Raw genomic sequence first — 25,666 nt, 5'->3', positions numbered from 1 at the left:
GAAACTGTTATCACTATGTTATCCAGTAGCGAATCAGAGGCAGATGTGGCTGAACAACTCGATTTTTTCCCGGTACCCAGCCCCTGTCGCGGCATCTGTCAGACCGATGCGCGCGGCTATTGTCGCGGCTGCCTGCGAAGTCGTGAAGAGCGTTTTAACTGGATGCGCTTCAGCGATGCGCAGAAGCGTGAAGTGCTAAGGCTGTGCCGGCAGCGCTATCTGCGCCTGCAGCGTCAGCAAAAACCGGATGCGGATCAGGATCCGCAGCAGCCCTCGCTGTTTTAAACGCCGCTTCTGTCCTCATTTCGTTATACTCCCTTTTTTAACATTCAATGCAGGGAGTTTTGTTATGTTACAACCACAGGCTATCTCCCCTCAGGGGCCGGCGTTCTCTCCTCTGGTGGTCGGCTACTGGCGGTTAATGGAGTGGGGGATGACACCACAGCAGCTGGTCTCATTCATTGAGTATCATCTCTCCCTCGGGCTGACCACGGTCGATCATGCGGATATCTACGGTGACTATCAGTGCGAGGCGGCGTTTGGCGCTGCGCTGCGCCTGGCGCCACAGCTGCGCGAACAGCTGCAGATTGTGACTAAGTGCGGCATCGCAACGCGGGCCAAACCTGAGCATCAGATCGGACACTACATCACCGATGCCAGCCACATTCTTCGCAGTGCGGAAAACTCGCTCACGCATTTTGCGACTGACTACCTCGACCTGCTGCTGATCCATCGTCCCGATCCGCTAATGGATGCCGATGAAGTGGCCGAAGCGTTTATGCAGCTGCACCAGAGCGGTAAAGTGCGTCATTTTGGCGTCTCAAATTTTACCCCGGCGCAGTTTTCGCTGCTGCAGTCGCGCCTGCCGTTTACGCTGGTGACCAACCAGCTGGAGATCTCGCCGCTGGAGCAGACCGCGCTGCTGGATGGCACGCTCGATCAGTGTCAGCAGGCGCGGATGCGTCCTATGGCGTGGTCCTGCCTCGGCGGCGGCCGTCTGTTCAGCGATCCACACTACCAGCCGCTGCGCGACGAGCTGAGCCAGGTTCAGCAGGAGATCGGTGCGGCCACGATTGAGCAGGTGGTCTATGCCTGGATTATGATGCTGCCATCCCGGCCACTGCCGATCATCGGCTCCGGTAAAACCGGCCGCATCGGTCAGGCGGCAGAGGCGGCTGCGCTGACGCTTAATCGCCAGCAGTGGTTCCGTATCCGTAAAGCCGCGCTCGGCTACGATGTGCCCTGAAGCGTAAAGCTTCGTCAAACTGCAGCAGCGCGGGCAAAAAGCGTCCAGACTTATCGGGTCTATCAACCGTAAGGAGACGTTATGAAAAGAACGCTTATTGCTCTTATTACGCTAGCCTGTTCGGCCGGTGCCAGCGCTGCTTCTCAGGAGGTCACGCTGCATCAGGTTTCCGCCCAGGGCGTCGGCGAGGCCGTGGGTAAAGTGACCATTACGGAAACGGACTACGGTTTGCAATTTACCCCGGCGTTATCCGGTATGAAACCGGGCATCCATGGTTTCCATGTGCATGCTAAAGGCAGCTGTGAACCTGGCGAGTCGCAGGGGAAAACCGTGGCAGCCGGCGCTGCAGGTGGCCATCTTGATCCGCAGAACAGCGGCAAACATCTCGGTCCTTATGCCGACGGGCACCTCGGCGATCTGCCGGCCCTCTATGTTACAGATGACGGCAAAGCCAGCTATCCGGTGGTTGCGCCGCGTCTGAAATCGCTCAGTGATATTAAAGGTAAGGCGCTGATGGTTCACGTGGGCGGTGATAACCATGCCGATCATCCTGAACCGCTGGGAGGCGGAGGGGCGCGTCTTGCCTGTGGCGTAATCTGATCAACCGCGGGTAGCGCAGCAAGGGCTGCCCGCTGCAATAAAATTCTGACACCGTTTAATGCTACTCAGGACGATTATTCCGCTCTATCATAGCGATACAGTCAGGGAACCACTCAGGGGCAGGAATGAAAAGCTTAGGGATAGTGCTGCTGGCACTGTTACTTGCAGGGTGCGATCGGCCCAGGGATACGCAGCTGCGTCTCGACGCCAGCCGTCAGCTGCAGCGCAATATAGATACCAGTCCGCTGCGCGCCAGCTGCGAGCATATCGCCCGCGGCCGGGAGTGGCTGACGCCGCACAGCGTGCAGCAGCTGGAAAAGCACCATTGCCAGAACGTGCTGCGTAGCGCCAGCGAAACCAATTTCCTCAATACGGCGATCTATACGCAGACTATCCCGGTGGTCTGCGGCTCAATTCAGGGGCGCAGCTTTACCGGAACCACGCTGACCCGCCGCTTTATCTACTCTTATGATGAAAAAGCGCTGGTGATCAGGCCGGAGAGCGAACAGGATAAAAGCCGGTTTGAAGATCGTAAAACGCTGGCGCAGCTGCAAACCGATTTTCAGAATCAGTGGGCAAAATATTGCCGGTAATTACTCCGGCAGCGCCTGCTGCAGCTGAGCCAGCGCACAGCGAAGCTGCCATAACATGCCTGCCAGCGTATTCGCTTCACCGCTGACCTCTGAACCGGGCCGGGATATCTGTTTATCAAGCGCCTGCAGCGCCTGCAGCGTCTGCTCCAGGGCGCGATGCTGCACGCCGCGCCGGCTCATGATCGGGTGCAGATCCTGAATACTCTGGTCGCGCAGCTGCGCCAGCGCGCTATCCGCAGGCTGCCACTGGCGCAGCTGCCAGACAATATGCGAGCAGTTCAGCAGAACAACGCCCCAGCGCAGCAGCCAGAGACGGGCCTGCGCATCGCGGCTCTGCGTCAGCTGGCCGATATGGTGATAGATATGTGATTCAAAACGATATTCGCTCAGGCGTGGTCGTCTGCGCAGCTGGTCGAGAAAAGCGTAACGAATAGCGTGGATATAACGGCGGCTGCGGCGCATATCAGAACCCGGCCGCAGCAGCTGAAAGGCCATCCACGCCAGCAACACGCCGCACACCTTTGCCAGGTTGTCATTAATAAAACGCTGAAAATCCCACTCAGGCGGATTGGTGACGGCGATAAACGATCCCATGAACACAATGAACTGCCCCCACAGCGCCGCCCGTTTTTTCTGCTGTAACCTGAAGAGCTGCAGCGTCAGCAGTAGCGGAAAAAGCACGGCTAAAAACCCGCCCAGCGCATTGATCTGCACCATCAATCCATACTGAAACAGAAAACTGAACAGCGACAGCCAGAGCAGAGTACGCAGCAGCAGCAGAACGCTGCCGCCGGGCGAAGGGGCTGAGGCGTAAAGTACGCTGGCGATAGCCGTCAGCGTCAGCGCTGCGGCACCCGATTCCCAGCGGGTAACAATCCAGAAAGCACAGCCCAGCATAATAACGGTAAACGTGCGCAGGGCGCTCCAGGCCGCCTCAACGCTGTCAGCTTCACGCGACAGTGCCGGAACGCGCGGTGGCTGAAAACGGACGCCGGTTTCGGGGTGCTGCAGCAGACGGATCCAGCGCTGCACGTCCAGCCAGAGGCGGCAGAAGGTATGCAGACGCGTGACAAAAGCGCGCTGACGAAAATCACCGCTGTCAGGCGGCGTCACGCGGCTCAGGATGCGCGCGATGCAATATTTATCGCACTGCGGCCGGGTAAGCTGCTCCAGCACCTGCGCTAATGCCTCCTGCACGTCGTCCGGTGCATCGGGCCAGTTGAGCAGCATACGGCGCAGGCCTGAGAGCATGCTGGTCAGCCGCAGCTGCTGGTGGAGCACATAGTTCAGCACGCTATTCTGCCGGCGGTAGCGGTAATGGCTCCAGAATGCCTGAATGCGCAGCAGATTCATGGTCAGAATTTCACTGATAACCTGCTCATGAGCAAGATGGGCTGTTTCGCCGCGCTCCTGCAGCAGCAAACGTGCGTGCTGCAGCAGACGCTGATGCATCTGCTGCAGCGAGCGCATCAGATGGCTGCCATCTGAGGTAGCGGGCAGCAGCATCAGCATTATGCCCGCACAGAGAATACCGGTGATGACTTCACAGACGCGCGCCTGGGTAATCGTCCAGAGCTCAGCCGTGTCGCTGACGTTAACGCTGCTGAACGCGATGATAGCGGCGGTGTAGCCAGCGAGGGAAAAAGCGTAAGCGACATTGTTTTGATAATGGCTGGCGATCCAGGTGCAGAGCGCCAGCCAGCTGGCCATAAAAAAAGCAAACAGCCATGGCTCATTTAGCGTGTGACCGGCAATCAGCAGCGCGGCGAGCGCGCCGGTAAGGCTGCCGGCGATCCGCCCCAGGCTTTTACTGATTGCACCCCCCAGTCCGGGAAAGCTCACGACCGCCGCCGACGTCATCGCCCAGTAGGGCTCATCCAGCTGCAGCAGATACGCCATAGTCAGGGCCAGGCACATCGCCAGGCTAATGCGCAGGGCGCTCCGCCATTCACCGCGTGTGGCTCTGATCCAGGGCAGGTTATGCCACGCCAGCCAGTGCAGTTTCATGCTGGCCTCAGTGCGCAACAGAGATGGTACAGGTGGTGCCCGCAACCAGCCGGACATTAGCGGGCAGCTGCGTCAGCCGGATACGTACCGGTACCCGCTGCGCCAGCCGCACCCAGGGAACATTGGGTTTGATATCCGGCACCAGGCCGCTGTCGGTCGCTACGCTCTGGTCGTAGATAGCGCTGCCGATGCTTTCTACTTCTCCCTGCAGCCGGGTGCCATCGCTATAGAGCGCAATTCGCGCTGCGGCACCAGGCTGGATATGGCGCAGTTTAGTCTCTTCAAAATAGCCCACGACATACCATGAATGACTGTCAACCAGTGCAAACAGCGGTGTTCCCGCCGTCGCATAGTTGCCAGGACGCAGCGTCAGATTGGTTATCCAGCCATCGGTGGGAGCCGTCAGTGTGGTCTGCTGCAGATTCCAGCGCGCCTGATCCAGCGTCGCCTGCGCCGCTTTCTCCGTAGCGGCAGCCGCTTCAGCGGTTAGCTGAGCGATATCCCGATCTTCTGCTGAAATAACATTACGCGGCAGTTGTGCCCGCCGCCGCGCTTCATGCTGCGCTTTTGCCAGATCGCTCTGTGCTTTCGCCAGCTGTGCTTCAGCGCTCGCTACCGCAATTTGCCACGGTTTTGCATCAAGCTCAAGCAGCACGTCGCCTTTGTGTACGCGCTGATTGTCCCGCACCCGCAGCTGAGTAATGCGGCCGGAGATCTCAGGCGTCACATCAACCAGTTCAGCGCGCACTTTGCCGTCGCGTGTCCAGGGCGCCTGCATGTAGGTATTCCACATCCACCAGGCGGCCAGCAGCGCCAGCGCAAAAACAATCAGGGTCGAGAAATATTTCAGGGGATTAAAGGTCATGGTCGGTTATCCATATTGCACCAGCCACAGCGCGGCTGACACGCAAAGCACAAACAGTGAGAGATCCAGCAGAGTGGGGTGCCAGATATCACCGGCATAGAGCCGGTCGCGCAGCAGAGGATGGATCAGCAGCCAGAAAAAAAAGCCGAGCAGCACGGCCTTAAACAGCGGCGGAAACAGCAGTGAGGCACCAAAGACCAGATCGGTCAGGGGCGCTGCTGCAGGAAAATCAGGGGTGGGCATGTGTCATCATCCTTTGTTGACTCAGGCAATGTCATGATAAGCGTAGCGATATCCACTACGTCTGGCCTGCTATTTGTATTTTGTCCTGTAAACTCGCAAAATAGTGTAAAATCTGGCTTGATAGCTAGCAAGCTAATTATAAGGAGATGAAATGGATACGCCACTTGGAACCGACCTGTCGCGCCTGGTGCGCATCTGGCGCGCGTTAATCGATCAGCGCCTGAAGCCGCTGGAGCTGACACAAACGCACTGGGTGACTTTGCATAATATTCATCAACTTCCGCCAGAACAGTCGCAGATCCAGCTGGCTAAAGCGATCGGTATTGAGCAGCCTTCGCTGGTGCGCACGCTGGATCAGCTGGAAGAGAAGGGACTGATCACCCGCTCCACCTGCGCAAACGATCGGCGGGCGAAACGCATCAGGCTGACCAAAGAAGCCGCACCGATTATCGGGCAGGTAGAGCACGTTATTGATGCAACCCGCGACGATATCCTGGCTGGCATCAGCGCCGAGGAGATCAATCAGATGGTCACGCTGATTGCGCGGCTTGAGAAAAATATTCTCGAATTACAGCATCGCGAAAAATAAAAAACCGACGCCAGGCGTCGGTTTTTTTGCGCGTCAGAGTTAGCGCGGAGAGACTGTGACCTGGCTGCCGTTAGAGGCCAGTACCACGCGCTGGCCTGGTGAGTAGCGGCTCGCATCCTGCTTCTGCACGACCATGATGGTATTACCATCATCTTTGCGGATTTCCAGCTCAACGCCGTTAGATTTGTTAACGGCACCCTGTACGCCCTGGCCCGCAACGCCGCCCAGTACCGCACCGCCCGCCGTCGCCAGGCTGCGACCTGCACCACCACCGATGGTGTTACCCAGGAAACCACCCAGCACCGCACCGCCAATTGCACCAATGACATTGCTGTCATCGCCACCCTGAATCTTAACCGGGCGCACTGACACCAGCGTGCCGTATGACACATTTTGGACCTGCTTGGCTTCACTGGCGCTGTAAACATCGCCTGAGAGGGTGTCATTGCTGACACAGCCTGCCAGCGTTACACCAGCGAGGGCCACGGCTATGAAACGCTTAATCATCAGAAAGCTCCTTTATAAAAAACGCCATGTTCTCATCCTGCTCTGCACAGAGTATAAGACAGAAAGCGACGCATGGATGCCATGCCGCACAATCAGTACCAGAGTCGCAGCATAGAGTATGCCTCATCAACAAAAATTCAATCCGCCGGTAAAAATATTTCTGCTCTGCTGCACTGCGCATGGCAGAGTGAAAAGCAGAAAGTTATCATCATATTAGAAAGGCGGCATCAGCAGAGTGCCGGCGCCGGCGCCCGCCCGATAACGAGGAGCTATCGTGATAAAGTCAGGACGCTATATAGGAGTGATGTCAGGCACCAGTCTGGATGGCGTGGACGTGGTGCTGGCGGCGATCGACCGTCACATGGTGGCGCAGCAGGCGAGCTACTGTCACCCGTTTCCGCCCGCACTGCGGCAGCGGGTACTGGCTATATGCCAGGGACAGCCGCTGACGCTGTCGCAGCTCGGGCAGCTGGACACCGAGCTGGGTAAGCTGTTTGCTGAAGCGGTGGTCACCCTGATGCGTCAGCAGGCGCTGGAAGCCGATGACATTGTGGCCATCGGCTGCCACGGTCAGACCGTCTGGCATGAACCCGGCAGCTTCGCCCCTAATACGCTGCAGATTGGCGATAATAACCAGATTGCCGCCGCCACCGGCGTGACCGTAGTCGGCGATTTTCGCCGGCGCGATATGGCGCTGGGCGGGCAGGGTGCGCCGCTGGTGCCTGCGTTTCATCAGGCGCTGCTCATGGACAGCAGTGAACGCCGCATGGTGCTGAATATTGGCGGCATCGCTAACCTGTCGCTGCTGATCCCGGGGCAGCCGGTGCGGGGCTTTGATACCGGACCCGGCAATATGCTGATTGATGCCTGGATCTGGCGTCATCAGGGGGTAAGCTACGATCATAACGGGACCTGGGCCGCCAGCGGGCAGGTGGTACCCGCGCTGCTGGAGCAGATGCTGAACGATCCCTGGTTTGCGCTGCCGCCGCCGAAAAGCACCGGGCGTGAGTACTTTAATCCTGACTGGATAGAGCGTCAGCTACAGGCTTTTCCTGCGCTGGCACCGGAGGATGTGCAGGCTACGCTAAGCGAACTGACGGCGCTGACAATTGCACAGCAGATCCAGCTCAGTAACGGCTGTGACCGTCTGCTGGTGTGCGGCGGAGGTGGCCGCAATCCGCTGCTCATGGGGCGGCTCGCGGCGCATCTTCCCGGCACCGAGGTGACCACTACCGATGCCGCGGGCGTCAGCGGCGATGATATGGAAGCGCTGGCCTTTGCCTGGCTGGCGTTCCGGACCCTCTCTGGCCTGCCAGGCAATCTGCCTGCGGTCACCGGGGCGCGTGAAATGAGCGTGCTGGGTGCTATCTATCCGGCAAATAGCCGGCCGACACGATAAGGAGAAGTAATGAAGAGATATATGCTGGCAGCGGGCTGCCTGGCACTGAGCGGCTGCGGTATGCTGCAGAAGCCGGCCCCGCAGCCCGAAACGCTGCACTACCAGTGCGGCACGCTGCCGCTGACGGTCACGCTGGATAACAGCAAAGAAGAGGTCAGCTTTATTCTTGATGGCAAGCCGCTGACGCTGAAACAGACCGTCTCCGCGTCGGGCGCGCGCTACAGTGACGACCACTACGTTTTCTGGTCGAAAGGCAACAGCGCTTTTGTTGAGCGCAATGACAGAATCATTATCAACGACTGCGAACTGCAGGACGCGGCGAACACCAACCGGTCTTAATACGATTAAGAGAGACGCTATGAGCGACAGCGACAGCCTGCAACAGATTGCCCATCTGCGCCGGGAATATACCCGCGGCGGCTTGCGGCGCAAAGATTTGCCGGACGATCCTCTGGTCCTGTTTGAACAGTGGCTGCAGCAGGCGTGTGCCGCGCAGCTGCCCGATCCCACCGCCATGACGGTGGCGACGGTAGACAGCAGCGGTCAGCCTTATCAGCGCATTGTGCTGCTCAAGCACTACGATGCTGCAGGCTTTGTCTTTTATACCAACCTTGGCAGCCGTAAAGCGCTGCAGCTGGCAGAAAACCCGCGCATCTCGCTGCATCTCCCGTGGCACTTTCTGGAGCGTCAGGTGATGGTACTGGGCGAGGCGGAGAAGCTCTCGCCGCTGGAGGTCATAAAATATTTCCATAGCCGCCCCCGCGACAGCCAGATTGGTGCCTGGGTTTCTAAACAGTCGAGCCGTATCTCTGCGCGCAGCGTACTGGAGAGCAAGTTTCTGGAACTTACGCAGAAATTTCAGCAGGGCGACGTCCCGCTGCCCTCGTTCTGGGGCGGATACTGCGTGCGGTTTTCTGCCATTGAGTTCTGGCAGGGCGGCGAACACCGGCTGCACGATCGTTTTCTCTATCAGCGCAGTGAGAATGGCTGGACGATTGACCGGTTAGCACCGTAAAACCCGCTTTTCCCCGTTTCAGCGCTGGCGCCGTGAGCGTCAGCGCTTTATGCTATAGCCCTCTTTTTTTTCGTCTCCGCATCGTAGCGGAAAGCTGTGTACCAGCCCAGGTGCAGCCCGATCAATTTGGAGTCAGTGATGACCAGCAGTAACCTGATACAACAATTGCAGGAACGTGGCCTTGTGGCCCAGGTAACGGATGAAGAAGCGTTAGCAGAGCGACTGGCGCAAGGGCCAATTGCCCTCTATTGCGGCTTTGACCCTACCGCCGACAGCTTGCATTTGGGCCATCTGGTGCCGCTGCTCTGCCTGAAGCGTTTTCAGGATGCCGGCCACAAGCCGGTTGCGCTGGTGGGTGGAGCCACCGGTCTGATTGGCGATCCCAGCTTTAAAGCCGCGGAACGTAAACTCAATACCAGTGAAACCGTAGGCGAGTGGGTAGAGAAGATCCGCAACCAGGTTGCCCCGTTCCTTAGCTTTGACTGCGGCGATAACAGCGCTATCGCGGCTAACAACTACGACTGGTTTGGTGGCATGAACGTGCTGACTTTCCTGCGCGATATCGGCAAGCACTTCTCTGTTAATCAGATGATCAACCGGGAAGCGGTTAAACAGCGTCTGAATCGTGAGGATCAGGGGATCTCCTACACGGAGTTCTCTTACAACCTGCTGCAGGGCTACGATTTTGCCGAGCTTTACAAGCGTTATGGCGTGGTGCTGCAGATTGGCGGCTCCGATCAGTGGGGAAATATCACCTCCGGTATCGACCTGACCCGTCGTCTGCATCAGCAGCAGGCCTTTGGCCTGACCGTGCCGCTTATTACAAAATCAGATGGCACCAAGTTCGGTAAAACAGAAGGCGGCGCGGTCTGGCTGGATGCGAAAAAAACCAGTCCTTACAAGTTTTACCAGTTCTGGATCAACACCGCTGACGCAGATGTCTACCGCTTCCTGAAGTTCTTTACCTTTATGAGCCTGGATGAGATTAACGCGCTCGAAGAAGAGGACAAAAACAGCGGCAAAGCGCCACGCGCCCAGTACGTGCTGGCCGAGCAGGTTACGCGCCTGGTGCACGGTGATGCAGGACTGGCTGCGGCCAGAAGGATCACCGAGAGCCTGTTCTCAGGGAGCCTGAGCGACATGACCGAAGCAGATTTTGAGCAGCTGGCACAGGACGGCATGCCGGTTATCACGCTCAGCGCGGAAGACGATCTGCAGCAGGCGCTGGTTGCCGCAGAGCTGGTGCCGTCGCGCGGCCAGGCCCGGACGATGATCGGCTCTAATGCGGTCTCTGTGAACGGAGAAAAACAGGCGGATGCCGAGTATCGTTTCAGCGACAGCGACAAGCTGTTTGGTCGCTTTACGTTGCTGCGTCGCGGCAAAAAACACTACTGCCTGATAAACTGGCAGTAAGGTGTCAGGGCCGGTTTCCGGCCCTTTTTCATGGCAAGGCAGTACAGGGTTATAATGAAAAATATTCTCGCAATTCAGTCTCACGTGGTGTTTGGCCACGCCGGTAATAGCGCGGCAGAGTTCCCGATGCGCCGCATGGGCGCAAACGTTTGGCCGCTCAATACCGTTCAGTTTTCTAATCACACGCAGTATGGTCACTGGACCGGTACGGTGATGCCGGCCAGCCATCTGACCGATATCGTCAAAGGTATCGCCGCCATCGATCGCCTTAAAACCTGTGATGCCGTACTCAGCGGTTACCTGGGTTCAGCCGAACAGGGCGAGCAGATTCTGGCGATTGTGCGTGAAGTCAAAGCCGCCAACCCGGACGCCTGGTTTTTCTGCGATCCGGTGATGGGGCATCCTGAGAAAGGCTGTATTGTGGCACCGGGCGTAGCGGAGTTTCACTGCAAACAGGCGCTGCCCGCCAGCGATCTGATTGCACCTAACCTGCTTGAACTGGAGATGCTGAGCGGACAGACGGTGGCTGACGTTGAGCAGGCGGTGGATGCGGCGCGTCTGCTGATTGCGCAGGGACCGAAAGTGGTGCTGGTTAAACATCTGGCCCGTGCCGGCCGGCGCAGCGACCGCTTTGAGATGCTGCTGGTTACCGCTGATGAGTGCTGGCATATCAGCCGTCCGCTGGTGGACTTTGGCGTGCGTCAGCCGGTAGGCGTAGGCGATCTGACCAGCGGTCTGCTGCTGGTGGATCTGCTGCACGGCAAATCGCTGCAGCAGGCGCTGGAGCATGTTACTGCAGCGGTATATGAAGTGATGCTGAAAACCCATGAAATGGGAGAGTATGAGCTGCAGCTGGTCGCGGCACAGGACGCTATCGCGCAGCCGCAGCAGCATTTTGCGGCAGAAAAACTCTGACTGCACGGCAGGCCGGTTTCAGCGCCGGCCTGCCGCACTGTTTACGCCAGCCCCTCTGCCTGCAGCGCCGCCTGAACCGCCGGACGCTCACCCACGCGGGCAAACCACGCGTCCAGCGCCGGCATCTCATCCAGCTGCAGCTTCACCGCTTTCGCCCAGCGCGTCACCACATACAGATAGATATCGGCTACGGTATAGCGCGTGCCCAGCAGCCACTGCTTGTCTTCCAGCGCCGCATTGACCAGCTGAAACTTCTTCTCCAGCTGGGCACGCAGCTGCGGTTTGTACGCGTCTGGCGTATCGGGGCGGAACAGCGGCGAAAACCCTTTATGCAGCTCGCTGCTGATAAAGCTCAGCCACTCCAGCGTATGGTAGCGCGTCAGGCTGCCGGTCGGAGCCAGCAGATGGTAATCAGGTTTGAGATCCGCCAGATACTGCACAATCGCCACGCCTTCAGTCAGTATCGTCCCGTCATCAAACTGCAGCGCCGGAACCTGACCTTTAGGGTTAATCTGCCAGTAATCCTCACCCTGTTCCGTCAGTTTCTTCTGCAGATCAACATTAACCTGCGTAAAGTCGAGGCCGCATTCGCGGGCGACGATATGGGGGGAGAGGGAACAGGCGCCGGGCTTGCAATAGAGTTTCATTGTTGCATCTCCTCAACAAATGATATGAGTGACGTGACAAACATGGCACGCCGGATAGCGGACTCTGAGTAAACTACAAGGGAAAAAGAGAGATGGGAAGGGACTTATCAGCTGAAAAACGGCTCCGGTGCGCAGTAACAGGCGTGCGCAGCGCGGAGCCGGATGCGGTTATTCGCTGGCGCCGGCGCGCTTCAGCGCACCCTCAGCGGTATCCTGCGTCATGCGGTTGAGCAGCGGGGCGGTAACCAGCATCAGCAGGGCAATCACACCGGTGGCAATACCAATCTGCTGGAATACCTGGCTGTAGACCGCCAGGGAAGTGTGCGGATCGGTGACATCCTGCGGCACCGCCATCAGGTTGGCCACCTTACCGGCGATCATCGCTGCGCCTGCGGTAGTCAGGAACCATGAGCCCATGATAAAGCCCATCAGACGCTGTGGCACCAGCTGCGCGACCATGGCCAGACCCAGGCCGGAGATCATCAGCTCACCGATACTCTGCAGGGCATAGCTCAGGATCAGCCAGTTAACGGAGACAATACCTGCCTGATTTGCAAAGCCGGCGCCGAGCGGCAGCACCAGAAACGCGCCGGAGCAGAGCACCATGCCAATGGCAAATTTGTGCGGCATCGGCAGCTTATCGCCCAGCTTGTTATAGACTGCGGCCAGCAGCGGGCTGGCGACCATGATCCAGAACGGATTCAGCGCCTGGAACTGCTCCGGCTCAAACGCGATGCCGAAAATGGCGTGTTCAACGTTGCGGATCGCAAAGAAGTTGAGCGAAGTCGGCATCTGCATATAGAGCACAAAGAAGACAATCGCTTCCACCATCAGCAGAAACGCCACAATCATTTTACGGCGCGCGGCACCCTGCAGCGTGAACGCTTCTTTGGCAAAGATCAGAACAATGCCCAGTGCGACAACGCCGAGCGTTATGCGCGCAATGCTTTGATGATGCAGCAGCCAGGTGGCGAGTGCGATCAGCACCGCAACGCCCACGATGGTCAGCAGCAGTTTACGCACCTGCAGCGGAGCAAAATCGGGCTTTGACCCATACTCTTTCACCAGCCGCTTAAAGAACAGGAAGTTAAGCAGCGTGATCACCAGCCCCACGACGGAGAGAGAGAAAGCGGTACCCCAGCCATATTTTGCTGCCAGCCACGGCGTCAGCATCATTGAGAACAGCGAGCCAATGTTGATCGACATATAGAACATGGTAAATGCGCCATCGATGCGCGGATCGTCTTTGGCGTAGCAGGTGGAGAGCAGCGAAGAGGGGTTCGCTTTGAACAGGCCGCTGCCCACAGCAATGGTCGCCATGCCGACATAAACCAGCGTGGTGTCATGCCCGGAAAATGCGATCAGCGCATAGCCGAGTGCCAGCACCATGACGCCCAGCACAATGACGCGCTTGGTGCCGAGTACTTTGTCACCCAGCCAGCCGCCGATAGCCACCAGACCGTAAACCAGGGCGCTAAAGGAGGTAAACAGCGTAATGGAGTCCGCTTCAGACATCCCCAGCTGTTTGACCAGATAGACGGCCATAATGGCCTGTAAGCCGTAGTAGCCGAAACGCTCCCACAGCTCGATAGAGAAGATCAGATAAAATGCTTTAGGTTGCCGGAAGGCGTTGAGGCTTACTGCCTCGTCAGTGTGTTTGTTTGCAGTTGACACGTATACCTCAGTTTATACATCGCCTGTTTTGTAACAGGAATTAAGTCTGCGTCGGTCTGGGTCATCCCGCGCAACATTGTTATTAGAAAGGAAAAACGGCGCCTAATTTGGCTGAATCGGGGCCACAGGGCAAGCATTTTTTACACGCTGGCGTAGCGAATGCCGGCAGGGCAATCTCTGCGGCTAAGCGCAATGATTTAGTGTTTAATAGGGTGTAAAACGATTGTAACAGAATAAACACGCAGCGCATAAGTTTGGTAAACCCCTTTACTGAAACAAACCGCCTGAGAGGCATAAAGCGGAATAACAGACTGTTGCTGAATATTTATACGATATATGCTGCTGTTTTCGCGTGAATTATGAGCATAATAGGTTGGTTATTGAGCTAAAAGAGCAGGGCGAGGTTTCCGGAAAGCTAATTAGTTGATCCAGCGCACAAATTCTCCAATTAATTAGCCGCATGAAAAAAGAAATGGCGCGCTGTTCGTGCAGCAAATCTCTTTTTATTGAGGGAACGAACGAAAACGCTGATGCCAGCCGGTGCTGAATGCTGTTCACGGCTTAACTGAACATCAACTCATCCTTTCAGACGAATAAACAGCCGTGGGCAGACGCTTTTTATCATCGGGATGCCCCTTACCTCCCCGTCCTTTCAGGGCGGGGAGGTAAGGGGGAGCTAACCAACCTAACATCTTTTGTATTCTCACATTTTACTCCGTATTATGTGAAACCATGAAACGCGCATATAAATACAGGTTCTATCCCACGTCCGATCAGGTTGAGCTTCTGGCTCAAACTTTTGGCTGCGTGCGTTTCGTCTATAATTTCATCCTTCGCTGGCGCACCGATGCTTACTATGAGCGCCAGGAGAAGGTTGGCTACATTCAAGCCAATGCCCGATTAACAGCGCTCAAAAAAGAGCCTGAATTTGCCTGGCTGAATGATGTTTCCTGTGTGCCGCTTCAGCAGTCGTTACGCCACCAGCAGAGCGCCTTTTCTAACTTCTTCGCCGGGCGTGCAGCCTATCCGGCGTTTAAACGCAAACGCCATAAACAGGCGGCGGAATTGACCGCCAGCGCGTTTAAATACCGTGATGGCAGGTTGTATATGGCAAAGAGCAAAACACCATTAGACGTGCGCTGGTCTCGCCCGTTGCCGTGTGCGCCCTCTACTGTCACCATCAGCAAAGACGCTGCCGGACGCTATTTTGTTTCGTGCCTGTGCGAGTCTGAACCCGCATCACTGCCAGTCACCGCTAAGACGGTTGGCATTGATGTTGGTTTAAAAGATTTATTCGTTACTGACACCGGATTTAAAACCGGCAATCCCCGCCACACCGCTAAATATGCGAAGCGCCTGGCACTGCTACAACGCCGTCTGAGCAAAAAACAAAAAGGCTCAAAGAACCGCGCCAAAGCCCGTGCCAGAGTCGCCCGCATCCACGCGAAGATTTCCGATTGCCGTCTGGATGGGCTGCACAAGCTATCCCGCAAACTGATTAACGAAAACCAGGTTGTTTGCGTCGAATCCCTGAAAGTGAAGAACATGATCCGCAACCCTAAACTGTCCAGAGCGATAGCGGATGCGGGCTGGAGTGAGTTTGTTCGCCAGCTACAGTACAAAGGCGAATGGGCCGGACGTTCTGTTGTCGCGATTGACCCGTTTTTCCCGTCTACTAAACGTTGTAGTGCGTGCGGGCACACCCTGCCGAAACTGGCGCTTAACGTGCGGTTGTGGACGTGCCCCGAATGCGCGGCAACCCATGATCGTGACGTTAACGCCGCGAAGAATATCAAAGCTGCCGGGCTGGCAGTGTTAGCTTGTGGAGAGTCTGTAAATCCTTAATGCCTTCTCAGGTAGTAAGGTTCGACTCCGCGAAACAGGAATCCCCTTCCTTTAGGGAGGGGAGTTGTCAAATACTCATGTCAGTACAATTCCGGGGGCCGGCGTGAAACCGGCCAGATGTTCAGCGTACTGGCGGTGCAGTGCCGTCAGTAAACCATGAGGGAAGATGATGCCGTTGATACTTGGTGAGTTATCTGGTGCTCCGCAATGGGTGCCTGCTGTATTACTCGTCACACTGTCGCTCGCAATGGGCTTTCTGGCGCGATATATCCTTCTCAGCCTGATTCGTTACTGGCAGGGACGGGATAAAAAACTGTTTAAATCTCTCGAAAAACATCTGCGCGGCTCGATGTTTCTTATTTTACCGCTGTTATTCATCAGCGCCGGCGTAGATTATGTGAATATTCAGCCGGAGTCGCTGGGCTTTATTAATGCCGCTCTGCACATCTTTATTATATTATCCTTCTGCTCGCTGATGATCAGGATGATCAATGTCGCGCAGGACATGCTCTTTATCCGTTATGACATTAATATCTCAAATAACCTGCGCGCGCGAAAAATCCGCACGCAGATCATGTATGTAAAAAAAGTTGTGATTGTTGTGCTGGTAACGCTCTGTTTGTCGTTGATTTTGCTTAGCTTTCCGGGTGTGCGTAAGTTTGGCACGACGATTCTCGCCGGGGCAGGCGTTGCCGGTATTATTATTGGCTTTGCATTACAGAAATCGCTGGTCAATCTGTTTGCCGGTATTCAGATTGCATTTACGCAGCCGATAAAAATTGATGATGCGGTGGTGGTAGAAAAAGAGTGGGGCTGGATTGAAGAAATTAATCTGACCTATGTTGTGGTGCGTCTCTGGGATCTGCGCCGGCTGGTATTGCCGATAACCTACTTTACAGAAAATCCGTTCCAGAACTGGACGCGTAATAACGCACAGATTTTAGGTTCCGTCTTTCTTTATCTTGATTACTCTATGCCGCTGGAACCGCTGCGCGAGCATTTTGAGAAGGTGCTCAATGAAACCCGGCTCTGGGATCGGGAAACGCAGGTGCTGCAGGTAACGGAAACAACCGAAAAAACCATGACGATCAGGCTGCTGATGACGGCACATAACTCGCCTACCGCGTTTGACTTACGCTGCTACGTGCGGGAAAAGATGATTGAGTTTATTCAGCAGCACTATCCGCAGTGTTTGCCGCATGTACGGGCTACGCTGAGCCATCCGGAAGCGTAACCAGACAGGAGAATGCGGTGCCGCTGACCCCGGCACCGCGCTCAGATCTCCGTCTTATCACGGTATTCGCACAGGTCTTCGATCAGGCAGGCGCCGCAGCGCGGCTTGCGTGCTATGCAGGTATAACGCCCGTGCAGAATCAGCCAATGATGGCAGTCGACCTTAAACGCGGCAGGCACCACTTTAAGCAGTTTCTCTTCAACCTCTTCCACATTTTTACCCGGCGCAAAGCGCGTGCGGTTACTGACGCGAAAGATATGCGTGTCGACGGCGATGGTGGGCCAGCCAAAGGCGGTGTTCAGCACCACGTTAGCGGTTTTACGCCCGACACCCGGCAGCGCCTCAAGTGCGGCACGATCTTCCGGCACCGCGCCGCCATGCTGTTCCAGCAATATGCGGCAGGTTTTAATCACGTTTTCCGCTTTGCTGTTAAACAGCCCGATTGTCTTGATGTACTCTTTGACGCCGTCGACGCCAAGCGCCAGCATGGCCGCCGGGGTGTTCGCGACCGGATAGAGCCGGGCCGTGGCTTTGTTCACGCTGACATCGGTCGCCTGAGCCGAAAGCAGTACCGCAATCAGCAGTTCAAATGGCGAGCTGAACTGCAGCTCAGTGGTCGGATGCGGGTTGTTATCGCGCAGACGGGTCAGGATCTGCAGGCGCTTCTCTTTATTCACACCGCTTTCCCGATTTCACCTGGCGCAGCCACTGTTTTAGCTTCCGCTTCAGCGCGCAGCGCGGCGCGCTGTTTCATTTTCTGATCGATAAGATACTTTCCTGCCAGCAGCATACCCAGACCGATGAAGGCGCCGGGTGGCAGCATAGCCAGCAGCATCGGTGAATCAAAGTGCACGACTTCGATGCGCAGTGAGGTTGCCCACGGGCCGAGCAGCTGATCGGCACCGTTGAACAGCGTACCGCTGCCAATCAGTTCGCGAATGGATCCCAGCGTGACCATGGCGCAGGTCGCTCCCATACCGATAGCGAACCCATCCAGCGCGGATAGCGGGATACTGCTTTTTGACGCTACCGCTTCAGCACGGCCCACGACAATACAGTTAGTGACGATCAGCGGAATAAAGATCCCCAGCGACTGATAAAGACCGTAGGCGTAAGCGTTGATCAGCATCTGAACGCAGCTGACAACTGAGGCGATAATCATCACATAAATCGGGATACGGATATCTGCCGGTACCCAGCGGCGTGAGGCGGAAATTGCACTGTTGGTAATGGTCAGCACCAGCGTCGTGGCCAGCCCCAGCCCCAGCGCATTGGTTGCGGTGGAGGTCACCGCCAGCAGCGGACAGAGTCCCAGCAGCTGTACCAGCGCAGAGTTATTTTTCCATAAACCGCCAATCAGCAGATTTTTCGCTTCACTCATGGTGTTTCTCCACATTCCGGCAGCGAACGCAACGTCGCTGGCAGCGTTTCAATATAGAGCGCCGTGCGTTTAGTGGCGTTAACCACCGCGCGCGGCGTAATGGTCGCACCGGTAAACTGATCGAAATCGCCGCCATCTTTCTTCACGGCAAAATGCGGGTCATCGGCCCCTTTAATCTGTTTTCCATTAAAGCTGTTGATCCAGTCAGAGATGCGCAGCTCAATTTTATCACCCAGCCCGGGCGTTTCATGGTGTTCAATGACGCGCACGCCCAGCACGGTACCGCTGAAGTCAGCGCCTACCAAGAGCTGAATGGCGCCGGAGTAGCCATCGGGGGCGGTACTTTCCAGCGCTGCGGCCACCGGCTTGTCGCCTTTACGGGCAATATAGAGGTGATGCGGCTGCTCATTACCCAGCGCCGCATTATGCACCAGATAACACTCCTGCTGAATAGCATTATCGTACAGCGCGGTCGGTACCACCTGATCCAGCAGGTTTTTCTGCTGCAGCGCAGTCTGATGCTCAACGGTGGGTTTGGTCACATAGTTCACCACGGCGGTTACGCCGGTCGTCACCACTGCAAACATCCCCAGCGTTACCGCGTTTTTGCGAATAGCGTCGATCATACCTTAATCCTTCCGGTGACCATAAACGCGCGGCTGAGTATAGTAGTCAATCAGCGGCACGCAGATATTTGCCAGCAGCACGGCGAACGCCACGCCATCCGGATAGCCGCCAAAGCTGCGGATCAGCCAGACCAGCAGACCGATCAGCGCACCGTAGATCAGACGCCCCCGGTTAGTGGTGGAGGCGGTAACCGGATCGGTAGCGATAAAGAATGCGCCCAGCATGGTCGCACCCGAAAAGAGGTGGGTGAGCGGTGTATTAAGCGTCTCAGGCGAGAAGATCCAGCCGAGCGTGGCGCATACCGCCAGCGAGGCGAGCATGCTGGCCGGGATATGCCAGCGAATTGCATTTTTTGCCAGCAGCAGCATGCCGCCCAGCAGGTAACCCAGGTTGACCCACTGCCAGCCCAGTCCCGCCAGTACCCCGGCGTAGATTGGCTGAGCGTGAAGCTCTTCGGCGCTGTGGCCGGCGCGCAGTCCGGTTTTAAACGTATCGAGCGGCGTGGCCTGACTGATGCCATCCACCCCGAGCTGCAGCTGCTGCATGGTATCGCCGGCCAGCGTATGGCCGCGAAACACCATACTGAGTGAATCCATCAGATCCGGTTTTACCGCCTGCAGCGCATCGGGCGGCAGCCAGCTGGTCATCTGCACCGGAAAAGAGATCAGCAGCACAACGTAGCCGACCATTGCCGGGTTGAACGGATTTTGGCCCAGGCCGCCATAGAGCTGTTTGGCAATCAGAATCGCAAACAGGGTGCCCAGAACAATCAGCCACCAGGGGGCAAGCGGCGGCAGGCTGATCCCGAGCAGCAGCGCCGTCAGCAGGGCTGAGTTATCTGCCAGCACCGGCTTTACGGCGCTGTGGCGCAACCGCAGTATCGCCGCTTCGGTCAGCAGCGCCGTCGCAATAGCCAGCACAACCTGGATAAGAAAACCGCTGCCAAAGAAATACCACTGCGCCGCCATGCCGGGCAGGGCCGCCAGTACCACCAGTAGCATAATGTTACCGGTGCTGCGCCGGTTATGAGTATAGGGAGAGCTTGCGATACGAAAGGCCATTTATTCCTCAGTGGTCGAAGGCTGCTGCTGCGCTTTACGCGCTTTAGCACGGGCGACCGCCGCAGCGATGGCCGCTTTGCGTGGGTCTTCAGGTTCAGGTTCAGCGGATACCGCCGGCGGCAGCGAGCTTTCCGACTGCGCGGCCGCTTTTTTCGCTTTGGCGCGGGCAATGGCGGCGGCGACGGCGGCTTTGCGCGGATCGTCTTCCGTTGCCGGCGCAGGCGTTGCGGCGAACGGCTCGTCTGCGGTTGTGGCCTGCGCGGTCGCTTTTTTCGCTTTGGCGCGGGCAATGGCGGCGGCGACGGCGGCCTTGCGCGGATCGTCTTCCGTTGCCGGCGCAGGCGTTTCGGCGACCGGCTCGTCTGCGGTTGTGGCCTGCGCGGCCGCTTTTTTCGCTTTGGCACGGGCAATAGCGGCGGCGACGGCGGCTTTGCGCGGATCGTCTTCCGTTATCGGCTCAGGTGCCTCTGCTGCCGGCATCGCAGCAGGAGTGGCCTCAGGACGCTCGGTTGCCGCCTTTTTCGCTTTTGCCCGCGCAATCGCGGCTTCCACCGCCGCTTTACGCGGGTCGCTCTCTGCCGCAGTCTCGCTCTCTGGCTGAGCCGCTTTTTTCGCTTTCGCCCGGGCAATCGCGGCTTCCACCGCCGCTTTACGCGGGTCGCCTGTCTGACGGGTAACCGGCTGCGTCTCTGCCTGGGTTGCTGCCTGCTGCGCCAGCGCCTGTGCGTGACGCGCTTCGCGTTCGGCCAGTTCCTGCTCTGGCGTTTTGGCCTGACGCGCCTTAATACGTGCAGCAGCGGCGTCGCGTTCACCGTTATCGCTGCGTGCAACGCGCTGCTTCGCCTCTTCATGACGCGCCTCGCGCGCCAGTTTCTCACGTTCTAACCGCGCCTGACGCGCCTCAAAGCGTGCCTTAGCCTCCGCCGTGCGCTTCGCTTCAAGATCGATGGCGCGCAGCTCAGCTTTTTCCTGCCGGTAATACTGAACCAGCGGAATATTACTCGGGCAAACGTAAGCGCAGGCCCCGCATTCAATACAGTCATCGATATTATGCGCGCGCGCTTTTTCATGATCGCCGCCCTGGCTATACCAGTAGAGCTGCTGCGGCAGCAGGTTCGCCGGACAGGCGTCGGCGCAGGCGCTGCAGCGAATGCAGGATTGCTCTTCCTGCGGCGCAGCCATTTCGCTGGCGGCAGGCGCCAGAATACAGTTGGTGATTTTCACAACCGGCACGTCGAGGGAAGGCAGGGTAAAGCCCATCAGCGGCCCGCCCATGATCACCATCTGACGCGGCCCCGGCTGAAAACCGACCTGACGCAGCAGATGACTCACCGGGGTGCCAAGACGCCCCCAGACGTTGCGCGGTTGCGCAATCGCGTCGCCGGTCAGCGTGACCACGCGCTCGGTGATGGGTTCACCATCAACGATCGCACGCTTAACCGCCCAGGCGGTGCCGACGTTCTGCATCAGCACACCAATATCGGTTGAGCGTCCGCCGTGCGGCACTTCCCGCCCGGTCAGGATTTTGGTCAGCTGTTTGGCCCCGCCAGAGGGATATTTTGTCGGGATAACCCGGATCTCAATATCGCGCTCGCCGCGCAGCGCCTGTTTCAGGGCAGCTATCGCTTCAGGTTTGTTATCTTCAATACCCACCAGAACGCGTTCCGCCTGCAGTACCCAGGCAAGGATCCGGCAGCCTTCCAGCACTTCAGCGGCGTAATCCTGCATCAGCCGATCGTCAGCGGTGATATAAGGCTCGCACTCTGCGGCATTGATGATTAACGTTTTGACACCCTGCAGGCCGCCACGCAGTTTAGTGGCGGTGGGGAACCCGGCGCCACCCAGGCCCGCTACGCCGGCGCTGTGAATGCGTCGGATAACCTCTTCCCGGCTCAGCGCACGGTAGTCGGGCTGCGCATCACGTTCAATCCAGCGATCTTCACCGTCAGCGCGCAGGAAAATGCACAGCTCTGAGAGCCCGGACGGGTGCGCCGTCATATGTGGCGCGATAGCCTCTATAGTGCCTGAGGTTGGCGCGTGTACCGGCAGCATGCGTCCGCTGCCAAAGGTGAGCGGCTGGCCGCGCAGCACGCGATCGCCTGGCGAGACGCAGATCTCACCCTCATGGCCAATATGCTGTTTCAGGGGAATAACAAACTCTTCAGGCAGCGGCAGCGTGCTCAGCGGCGTACCGTTAGACTGTGTTTTCATTTCCGGCGGATGAATACCGCCCTGAAAATCCCACAGCTTCTCTTTGCGAAACAGATTTAACAGATTAAGCATGATGTTCTGCCGGGATCACTTTTACAGGAATGGTGTTGAGATCCCACTTCCAGCTTGCTGGAGTGGTGGCGACCGGGCGCATTTCAATGCAGTCAGTCGGGCAGGGAGCCACACACAGGTCGCAGCCCGTGCAGACGTCGCTGAGCACGGTATGCATGGCGCGCGTGGCGCCGACGATCGCATCCACCGGACACGCCTGAATGCACTTGGTGCAGCCGATACAGTTCTCTTCGTCGATCCACGCCACGGTGCGCACCGGCGTAAGGATTTCGGCACCGCCATCGAGTGGCTGCGGCTCAACGTTCAGCAGCTCCGCCAGCCTGAGCATGGTCTGCTCGCCACCCGGGGCGCACTTGTTAATCGCTTCCCCGTTGTTGCCGACGGCATCCGCATAGGGACGACATCCGGGGTAGCCGCACTGACCGCACTGGCTTTGTGGCAGTACGGCATCAATCTGTTCGACAATAGGGTCTTCTTCAACTTCAAAACGGCGCGAAGCGTAGCCGAGCAGGCCACCAAAAATCAGCCCCAGCGCGCTGAGTACAGCGATTGCTATCCAGATAGCGGTCATATCAGAATTTCACCAGACCGGTAAAGCCCATAAACGCCAGCGCCATCAGGCCAGCGGTGATCAGGGCGATAGAGTTACCTTTGAACGGTGCCGGCACGTTAGCCAGCACCAGACGTTCACGCATGCCGGCAAACAGCACCATCACCAGTGAAAAGCCCAGCGAGGCGCTAAAGCCATAGAGCGCAGCCTGCAGAAACGTATGGTTGAGATTAACGCTCAGTAATGGCACACCCAGTACCGCACAGTTGGTGGTGATCAGCGGCAGGAAGATCCCCAGCAGCCGGTAGAGTGACGGACTGGTTTTCCGCACCACCATTTCTGTGAACTGCACCACTACGGCAATTACCAGGATGTAGGACATCGTACGCAGATAAACCAGATCCAGCGGGATCAGAATCAGATGGTTAACCAGCCACGCACACACCGAAGCGAGCGTGATAACAAACGTAGTGGCAAGCCCCATGCCAATGGCCGTTTCCAGTTTTTTTGACACGCCCATGAACGGGCAAAGGCCGAGGAATTTGACCAACACGAAGTTGTTCACCAGCACAGTGCCAACAAAGAGAAGCAAGTAATCGGTCATGGTTTAACCCGGGAAGCCTAAAGGCGTTTATTATCCGGAAATGAGAGCTACATCTCAACCTTTACCCCGGCGAGAGCAGCTCTGAGAGCACGCAGAATTAAATTCCTGACGAATAACGCATCATTACAGAGCGGTGAAGGTCTGTTTAACCCGTCGGGAGCGCTTAAAGTAGGGCACAAACAGGGCCGCGGCCAGCAGCGTCAGAAGCAGGGTCTGCAGCGCTTTGCCGTCTGCAACCGGCGTGAACGCAAAGGTTTTCAGCGCCAGCACGACGGTCATCAGCAGCCAGATGGTGTAGTGTCGTGGCAGGCGTCGCGAACGTCTGCAGAATATCCAGCATACCCAGATGCTGTAGAGCCAGACCGCAGCGGCCGTCAGCAGGGAGACCAGCCACTGTGATAACAGCAGATTAGCGTGTGAAAACAGCGTGGTACGCAGCTCGCTGTCAAACAGGGGGCGCAGATAAAGCGCGACAACCAGCGCGCTGGTAAGCATGGTCATAATCAGCCAGGCCAGCGGCAGTAACAGCCAGCCCCCGATGCGCGGTGAGTGAACAGATTCAGACATAATTAAACCACATAGCGCCACACTGATTTAGGCACGCAGCCCAGATCGTATAATCGGCCACCAGAGACCAGTTCAGCGCGGCGATGATCGGCAGCACGATACATATTGATGATGTCATTATCATCAGTCAGCGAATAGTTGAGATGATCGTAGAGTTTTTCCAGACTCTCAAGATTATTCACTTTGCGAAATTTTAGCAGGTAATCCAGCGCAGTCATGATTGCCATTGAACAGAAAGAACGAAAGAAGGCTCAAGTATAGGGAGCGCGCTGCTGCTGTCTATATATCGGTGTTAAAAAAATTTAAAATTCAGACCAGGTGGAGTAATTACTTCATCAGCAGCGATTTTTTGAGGGATGTTTCGGGGTATAACAGCCAAACATCTATTTCACAGACACCTTATTTCCGATGCTGTGAGAAAATCTAACAGGTGATAACGGCAACATTTATTGCGTTTATTTTTCGCCGGTAATTAAGTCTTAACTGCAATATAAGATAATTAAGCCAGCGTAGCCGCTGATAGAGTGTGCGGGTTATCACAAAATTGCTTATTGCTTTATGAACAACAGCATAACCATTCTTTACGCAGCGGTTGTAATCGCTTCCAGCCCGTTCAAATCTAACCAGTTCTGTTTATTACAGTTATTTGCCCCTTCGGATATTAAAACTCAGCTGTTTTATCCATAAACCTGCCGCGAGCTGATGATGCTATTTAGGCGTAACCCCTTTAAATCATTCTGTTTTGTGAGTTATGTCGCGCTAGTTTTACCTGAATTACGTCAGGCTTAATCTGCGTTTGTACCCCGACTACACACTCCCTTCAGAGGAATGAAAACTATGTGGAAACGTTTACTCCTGACCGCCATGGTGAGCGCCGCGCTCAGCACGCCGGTGCTGGCCGCTGATATGACAGTGGGATTCTCGCAGGTTGGTTCAGAATCGGGCTGGCGTGCTGCCGAAACCAGCGTCGCAAAAAGCGAGGCTAAAAAGCGCGGCATTACGCTGAAAATTGCTGATGGTCAGCAGAAGCAGGAAAACCAGATTAAAGCAGTACGTTCGTTTATTGCTCAGGGGGTGGACGCCATCTTCATCGCGCCGGTGGTGCAGACCGGCTGGGAACCGGTACTTGAAGAAGCAAAAGATGCCAAAATTCCGGTTTTCCTGCTGGATCGCGCCATTGTTGTTAAGGACAAATCTCTCTATATGGCTGTGGTGACAGCGGACAACGTGCTGGAAGGCAAGCTGATTGGCGACTGGCTGGTGAAAACCGTGGGCGACAAGCAGTGTAACGTCGTAGAGCTGCAGGGAACGGTCGGCGCCAGTGTGGCCATCGATCGTAAAAAAGGGTTTGCCGAAGCGATAGCCGGACATAACAACATTAAGGTGATCCGTTCCCAGTCCGGTGACTTTACCCGCAGTAAAGGTAAAGAGGTGATGGAGAGCTTTATTAAAGCTGAAAATAACGGCAAAAACATCTGCATGGTCTATGCCCACAATGATGATATGGCAATCGGTGCCATTCAGGCGATAAAAGAAGCGGGCCTGAAGCCGGGCAAAGATATTCTGACTGGTTCAATCGATGGCGTACCGGATATCTATAAAGCGATGCTGGCCGGTGAGGCAAATGCCAACGTCGAGCTGACGCCGGATATGGCTGGCCCGGCGTTTGATGCGCTGGAGAAGTTTAAGAAAGATGGCACCATGCCGCCTAAAATCATTAAAACGGAGTCGAAGCTCTTCCTGCCGGCGGATGCCCAGACAGAACTCGATAAAAAGAAAAACATGGGTTACTGATCCCCGC

The 25,666-nt window shown here is 56.6% G+C and carries 28 protein-coding genes; 13 read left to right on the top strand and 15 right to left on the bottom strand.

Features of this window, described 5'->3' with window-relative positions; translation table 11 throughout:
• Positions 1 to 15 precede the first annotated feature (15 nt).
• The 4 genes from FS690_RS03875 to FS690_RS03860 all read left to right on the top strand — a co-directional run bounded on the left by FS690_RS03875 (position 16) and on the right by FS690_RS03860 (position 2,439).
• Positions 16 to 285, top strand: coding sequence for a DUF1289 domain-containing protein (locus FS690_RS03875; protein WP_186368970.1), 270 nt, complete (start codon positions 16 to 18; stop codon positions 283 to 285).
• A 64-nt stretch (positions 286 to 349) separates the two neighbouring features.
• Positions 350 to 1,246 carry an aldo/keto reductase family oxidoreductase gene (locus tag FS690_RS03870; protein WP_094111263.1) on the top strand — a complete coding sequence of 299 codons (897 nt, stop codon included), beginning with the start codon at positions 350 to 352 and terminating at the stop codon, positions 1,244 to 1,246.
• Between the two features lie 81 nt (positions 1,247 to 1,327).
• Positions 1,328 to 1,846: a superoxide dismutase family protein gene (sodC, locus tag FS690_RS03865; RefSeq protein WP_094111264.1), complete on the top strand. Its 519-nt coding sequence runs from the start codon at positions 1,328 to 1,330 to the stop codon at positions 1,844 to 1,846.
• A gap of 125 nt (positions 1,847 to 1,971) precedes the next feature.
• On the top strand, positions 1,972 to 2,439 hold the full coding sequence (locus tag FS690_RS03860; RefSeq protein ID WP_039384148.1) for a hypothetical protein: 468 nt from the start codon (positions 1,972 to 1,974) through the stop codon (positions 2,437 to 2,439).
• Here FS690_RS03860 and FS690_RS03855 read toward each other — a convergent pair whose 3' ends face one another.
• Genes FS690_RS03855 through FS690_RS03845 form a run of 3 tightly spaced genes read right to left on the bottom strand, consistent with a single transcriptional unit; the run spans position 2,440 to position 5,554 of the window.
• On the bottom strand, positions 2,440 to 4,446 hold the full coding sequence (locus FS690_RS03855) for an FUSC family protein (RefSeq protein ID WP_145339101.1): 2,007 nt from the start codon (positions 4,444 to 4,446) through the stop codon (positions 2,440 to 2,442).
• Positions 4,447 to 4,453: 7 nt separating this feature from the next.
• Complete coding sequence (locus FS690_RS03850; protein WP_145339100.1) at positions 4,454 to 5,311, bottom strand: HlyD family secretion protein; 858 nt, start codon at positions 5,309 to 5,311, stop codon at positions 4,454 to 4,456.
• A gap of 6 nt (positions 5,312 to 5,317) precedes the next feature.
• A complete protein-coding gene (locus FS690_RS03845; RefSeq protein WP_039384154.1) occupies positions 5,318 to 5,554 on the bottom strand; it encodes a DUF1656 domain-containing protein in 237 nt (78 codons plus the stop codon).
• A gap of 151 nt (positions 5,555 to 5,705) precedes the next feature.
• On the opposite strand from FS690_RS03845, the gene slyA reads away from it, so the two are divergent.
• The gene (gene slyA, locus FS690_RS03840; protein ID WP_039384157.1) at positions 5,706 to 6,143 is read left to right on the top strand and encodes a transcriptional regulator SlyA; all 438 of its coding nucleotides are present in this window, start codon (positions 5,706 to 5,708) and stop codon (positions 6,141 to 6,143) included.
• Between the two features lie 39 nt (positions 6,144 to 6,182).
• On the opposite strand, the gene slyB is transcribed toward slyA, so the two are convergent.
• On the bottom strand, positions 6,183 to 6,650 hold the full coding sequence (gene slyB / locus FS690_RS03835; protein WP_039384159.1) for an outer membrane lipoprotein SlyB: 468 nt from the start codon (positions 6,648 to 6,650) through the stop codon (positions 6,183 to 6,185).
• Between the two features lie 277 nt (positions 6,651 to 6,927).
• Between slyB and anmK the strand changes: the two genes are divergently transcribed.
• From anmK to pdxY, 5 genes are all read left to right on the top strand, one after another.
• Positions 6,928 to 8,049 carry an anhydro-N-acetylmuramic acid kinase gene (gene anmK, locus FS690_RS03830; RefSeq protein ID WP_145339334.1) on the top strand — a complete coding sequence of 374 codons (1,122 nt, stop codon included), beginning with the start codon at positions 6,928 to 6,930 and terminating at the stop codon, positions 8,047 to 8,049.
• Between the two features lie 9 nt (positions 8,050 to 8,058).
• Positions 8,059 to 8,388 carry an MliC family protein gene (locus FS690_RS03825; protein ID WP_039384161.1) on the top strand — a complete coding sequence of 110 codons (330 nt, stop codon included), beginning with the start codon at positions 8,059 to 8,061 and terminating at the stop codon, positions 8,386 to 8,388.
• Between the two features lie 19 nt (positions 8,389 to 8,407).
• A complete protein-coding gene (gene pdxH, locus FS690_RS03820; protein ID WP_145339099.1) occupies positions 8,408 to 9,064 on the top strand; it encodes a pyridoxamine 5'-phosphate oxidase in 657 nt (218 codons plus the stop codon).
• 138 nt (positions 9,065 to 9,202) lie between these two features.
• The gene (gene tyrS / locus FS690_RS03815) at positions 9,203 to 10,477 is read left to right on the top strand and encodes a tyrosine--tRNA ligase (RefSeq protein WP_039384166.1); all 1,275 of its coding nucleotides are present in this window, start codon (positions 9,203 to 9,205) and stop codon (positions 10,475 to 10,477) included.
• 54 nt (positions 10,478 to 10,531) lie between these two features.
• Positions 10,532 to 11,392: a pyridoxal kinase PdxY gene (gene pdxY, locus FS690_RS03810; RefSeq protein WP_039384169.1), complete on the top strand. Its 861-nt coding sequence runs from the start codon at positions 10,532 to 10,534 to the stop codon at positions 11,390 to 11,392.
• Positions 11,393 to 11,433: 41 nt separating this feature from the next.
• On the opposite strand, the gene gstA is transcribed toward pdxY, so the two are convergent.
• Both gstA and dtpA read right to left on the bottom strand, forming a co-directional pair.
• A complete protein-coding gene (gene gstA, locus FS690_RS03805) occupies positions 11,434 to 12,039 on the bottom strand; it encodes a glutathione transferase GstA (RefSeq protein ID WP_039384173.1) in 606 nt (201 codons plus the stop codon).
• Between the two features lie 168 nt (positions 12,040 to 12,207).
• Positions 12,208 to 13,713, bottom strand: coding sequence for a dipeptide/tripeptide permease DtpA (gene dtpA, locus FS690_RS03800; protein WP_108569287.1), 1,506 nt, complete (start codon positions 13,711 to 13,713; stop codon positions 12,208 to 12,210).
• 732 nt (positions 13,714 to 14,445) lie between these two features.
• Between dtpA and FS690_RS03795 the strand changes: the two genes are divergently transcribed.
• Both FS690_RS03795 and FS690_RS03790 read left to right on the top strand, forming a co-directional pair.
• Positions 14,446 to 15,558 (top strand): RNA-guided endonuclease TnpB family protein, encoded by a 1,113-nt coding sequence (locus FS690_RS03795; RefSeq protein WP_108569288.1) that lies wholly within the window; start codon positions 14,446 to 14,448, stop codon positions 15,556 to 15,558.
• Between the two features lie 169 nt (positions 15,559 to 15,727).
• Complete coding sequence (locus FS690_RS03790; RefSeq protein WP_039385834.1) at positions 15,728 to 16,792, top strand: mechanosensitive ion channel family protein; 1,065 nt, start codon at positions 15,728 to 15,730, stop codon at positions 16,790 to 16,792.
• Positions 16,793 to 16,833: 41 nt separating this feature from the next.
• Here FS690_RS03790 and nth read toward each other — a convergent pair whose 3' ends face one another.
• From nth to ydgT, 9 genes are all read right to left on the bottom strand, one after another.
• Positions 16,834 to 17,469: an endonuclease III gene (gene nth, locus FS690_RS03785; RefSeq protein ID WP_039384179.1), complete on the bottom strand. Its 636-nt coding sequence runs from the start codon at positions 17,467 to 17,469 to the stop codon at positions 16,834 to 16,836.
• Positions 17,466 to 18,173: an electron transport complex subunit E gene (locus FS690_RS03780; protein ID WP_039384182.1), complete on the bottom strand. Its 708-nt coding sequence runs from the start codon at positions 18,171 to 18,173 to the stop codon at positions 17,466 to 17,468. The genes nth and FS690_RS03780 overlap by 4 nt, the downstream gene beginning before the upstream one ends.
• Positions 18,170 to 18,799, bottom strand: coding sequence for an electron transport complex subunit RsxG (gene rsxG / locus FS690_RS03775; RefSeq protein WP_039384184.1), 630 nt, complete (start codon positions 18,797 to 18,799; stop codon positions 18,170 to 18,172). Before rsxG ends, FS690_RS03780 begins: the two co-directional genes overlap by 4 nt.
• A gap of 3 nt (positions 18,800 to 18,802) precedes the next feature.
• On the bottom strand, positions 18,803 to 19,861 hold the full coding sequence (rsxD, locus tag FS690_RS03770) for an electron transport complex subunit RsxD (RefSeq protein WP_039384187.1): 1,059 nt from the start codon (positions 19,859 to 19,861) through the stop codon (positions 18,803 to 18,805).
• Entirely contained in the window at positions 19,862 to 22,144 is a 2,283-nt protein-coding gene (gene rsxC, locus FS690_RS03765) for an electron transport complex subunit RsxC (protein WP_145339098.1), read from the bottom strand.
• A complete protein-coding gene (gene rsxB / locus FS690_RS03760) occupies positions 22,137 to 22,715 on the bottom strand; it encodes an electron transport complex subunit RsxB (protein ID WP_039384193.1) in 579 nt (192 codons plus the stop codon). The genes rsxC and rsxB overlap by 8 nt, the downstream gene beginning before the upstream one ends.
• 1 nt (position 22,716) lies before the next feature.
• Positions 22,717 to 23,298, bottom strand: a complete 582-nt coding sequence (gene rsxA, locus FS690_RS03755) for an electron transport complex subunit RsxA (protein ID WP_094111270.1) — start codon at positions 23,296 to 23,298, stop codon at positions 22,717 to 22,719.
• 123 nt (positions 23,299 to 23,421) lie between these two features.
• Positions 23,422 to 23,865 (bottom strand): DUF2569 domain-containing protein, encoded by a 444-nt coding sequence (locus FS690_RS03750; protein WP_039384199.1) that lies wholly within the window; start codon positions 23,863 to 23,865, stop codon positions 23,422 to 23,424.
• 2 nt (positions 23,866 to 23,867) lie between these two features.
• Complete coding sequence (gene ydgT / locus FS690_RS03745) at positions 23,868 to 24,083, bottom strand: transcription modulator YdgT (protein WP_039384201.1); 216 nt, start codon at positions 24,081 to 24,083, stop codon at positions 23,868 to 23,870.
• Between the two features lie 619 nt (positions 24,084 to 24,702).
• On the opposite strand from ydgT, the gene ytfQ reads away from it, so the two are divergent.
• Entirely contained in the window at positions 24,703 to 25,659 is a 957-nt protein-coding gene (gene ytfQ, locus FS690_RS03740) for a galactofuranose ABC transporter, galactofuranose-binding protein YtfQ (RefSeq protein WP_071668782.1), read from the top strand.
• Positions 25,660 to 25,666: the final 7 nt, after the last annotated feature.

This window comes from Pantoea sp. PSNIH1, assembly GCF_007680655.1.
GTDB lineage: Bacteria > Pseudomonadota > Gammaproteobacteria > Enterobacterales > Enterobacteriaceae > Pantoea > Pantoea eucrina.
This window is presented reverse-complemented; position numbering and strand designations above follow the sequence as displayed.